The organism is Streptomyces sp. NPDC059853 (assembly GCF_042731495.1).
Classification (GTDB): domain Bacteria; phylum Actinomycetota; class Actinomycetes; order Streptomycetales; family Streptomycetaceae; genus Streptomyces.
Genome location: NZ_JBHWJL010000472.1, coordinates 1 through 2,560, shown reverse-complemented (window position 1 = coordinate 2,560; position 2,560 = coordinate 1). Strand labels below are relative to the sequence as shown.

Annotated in this window: 2 protein-coding genes and 1 pseudogene; 2 read left to right on the top strand and 1 reads right to left on the bottom strand. The window is 75.8% G+C overall.

Going from position 1 to position 2,560, the window contains the following annotated elements:
* Nucleotides 1–271, bottom strand: a pseudogene (locus ACFV5N_RS26900) (hypothetical protein); the annotation flags it as partial.
* 168 nt (nucleotides 272–439) lie between these two features.
* On the opposite strand from ACFV5N_RS26900, the gene ACFV5N_RS26895 reads away from it, so the two are divergent.
* Entirely contained in the window at nucleotides 440–1,507 is a 1,068-nt protein-coding gene (locus tag ACFV5N_RS26895) for a helix-turn-helix domain-containing protein (RefSeq protein WP_385604867.1), read from the top strand.
* A gap of 76 nt (nucleotides 1,508–1,583) precedes the next feature.
* The coding region (locus ACFV5N_RS26890; RefSeq protein WP_385604864.1) for a pirin family protein at nucleotides 1,584–2,560 on the top strand (977 nt) is incomplete at its 3' end.

Here is a 2,560-nt window from a genome sequence, read left to right as displayed (position 1 = left end):
TGGTGTCCAGGTCGGTGTGGTACTCCCGGCTCCAGGTGCCGTCGGCCGGCAGCTCCACGTCCTCCAGACAGAACGGCGGCAGCTCGGGCGCGCCCTGCCGGATCTCCTGCGCGAACCAGTCGGAACTCCGGTGCGGCGGCAGGTCGCCCGGCTCCAGGAACGCCGGCGCCTGGCCGGCCGCGGTCGCGGTGCCCGCCGACGACAGCGCGAGCGCCGTCAGCCCGGCGAGCGCGCCGGCGGCCACGGCGGTACGGGTGCGGGTGAGTCGCATGGGTATGCCCCCCTCGATGTGGTGTGAACGCTCCGACTGTCCGCCGCGCCCCGCCGACCCGGCAACGCTTCGGGCACCTTCCGGGACGGCGGAACCGTTCCACCCCGCTTGACGTGGGACGATGCAGGGACCTGGAACGGTGGAACGGGACGGCGCGAGGGGGCGGCCATGGCGGAGGACGACGCACCGGCACGGGAGTTCGCCGAGGAGCTGCGGGCACTCAAGGAACGCTCGGGGCTGAGCTTCGGCACCCTCTCCAAGCGGTTGCACCTGAGCACCTCGACCCTGCACCGCTACTGCTCCGGGGCAGCGCTGCCGCAGGAGTACCCGCCGGCCGACCGGCTGGCGCGGGCGTGCGGGGCGAGCGAGGAGGAACGGCGGCGGCTGCACCGGCTGTGGCTGCTGGCCGACGCGCGACGGGCGGGCACGGCGGCGGAGCGCGCGCCCGGCGCCGCGGCCGCCACCCCGCCGGAACCCGGTCCGGCCGCCGACCCCGAGCCCGCCCCCGTCCCGCCCGTCCGCCGGTCCTTCCCGTGGCGGCTGACGGTCGGTCTGGCCGCGCTGCTGCTCGCCGCCGTCCTGACCGTGGACGCGGCGGGCCGGGCGGAAGCGGACTCCCCGGCACCCCTCACCTGGACCGTCCGCTCCCACGTATGGGCCTTCGGCTGCGGCCACACCTACCTCGTCGACGCCCCGCCCACCGACGTACCCGCACCCCCGGTGGCCCAGGACGCGCAACAGTGGTCGGCCGAGCGGGGCGGGGTTCACGGGGACGCCACGATCGTCGAGGTCACCCTCACCCCGGAGCCGGGCGCGCCCGTCGTGGTCGAGGCCGCCCACATCCGGGTGGCCGAGCGCCGCGAGCCGCTGCCCTGGCCCGCCTACCGGATGGACAACGGCTGCGGCGGCTCGCTCACCCCGGCCGCCTTCACCGCCGACCTGGACACCGACCGGCCCCTCGCCCACCCGGTCCCCGGCACCGACGCGGCCACCGGCGAGGACTTCCCGGCCCCGCGGCTGCCGTTCGCCCTCGACGCCGCGGAACCGCTGCTGCTGCGCTTCGAGGTGAGGGCCGCCACCGGGGACGTGGACTGGTCCGTCGACCTCGACTGGAGCAGCGGTGACCGCACCGGCACTCTCCGGGTGGACGACGCGGGCCGGCCCTTCCGCACCAGCGGGACCACCGGGCCGGTGTACGTCCACGACGTCCCGTCGGGGGAGTGGGTGCCGCAGTAGCGGGCCGGGCGCGGCTTGCCCCGGCCCGGCCGCACCGGGGCACGGCCCCGGCACGCCGGTGAGGCAGGATCGGGGCATGAGCAATCTCGATCAGCGCCCTGCCCCCACCCCCTGCGGCGCGGCACCCCGCACCGGCCCGGTGCACGAACTCCAGCCGGGCCGCGAGGTGCCGCTCGGGGAGAGCACGGTCGTACGCCGCCTGCTGCCCAACCTCGGCCGCCGCATGGTGGGCGCCTGGGTGTTCGTGGATCACTACGGCCCCGACGACATCGCGGACGAGCCGGGCATGCAGGTGCCCCCGCACCCGCACATCGGGCTCCAGACCGTCAGCTGGCTGCACGCCGGTGAGGTGCTGCACCGCGACAGCCTCGGCAGCCTCCAGACCGTCCGCCCCCGCGAACTGGGCCTGATGACCGCCGGCCGGGCCATCTCGCACTCCGAGGAGTCCCCGAGCCCGCACCGCAACGCCCCCATCCTGCACGGCGCCCAGCTGTGGGTGGCGCTCCCGGACGCGCACCGGCACACCGCACCGGCCTTCGAACACCACGCCACCCTGCCGGTGCTGCACGGCGGCGGCGGACTGACCGCCACCGTCATCCTCGGCGAACTCGACGGCGCGGCCTCGCCCGGCACCACCTTCAGCCCCCTGGTCGGCGCCGACCTCGCCCTGGCGGCCGGCACCGACACCCGGCTGCCGCTGACCGAGGACTTCGAGTACGCGGTGCTGTCCATGTCCGGCTCCCCGGTGATCGACGGCGTACCGCTGCCGCCCGGCGCCCTGCTCTACCTCGGCGAGGGCCGCCGCGAACTCCCGCTGCGCTCCGACCACGACGCCGCCGTGATGCTCCTGGGCGGCGTTCCGTTCGAGGAGGAGATCGTGATGTGGTGGAACTTCGTGGGCCGCACCGGCGAGGAGATCGCCCAGGCCCGCGCCGACTGGGCACGGGGCACCCGCTTCGGCGAGGTCAAGGGCTACGCCGGCGACCCCCTGTCCGCCCCCGCCCGCCCCCCGCCGCTGTCTAGTAAACAACAGACACAGCCCACGACTAAAGC

What these genes read in the sequence shown, in the direction of transcription:
- ACFV5N_RS26895 (WP_385604867.1), top strand. Translation starts at nt 440, where the DNA reads ATGGCGGAGGACGACGCACCGGCACGGGAGTTCGCCGAGGAGCTGCGG.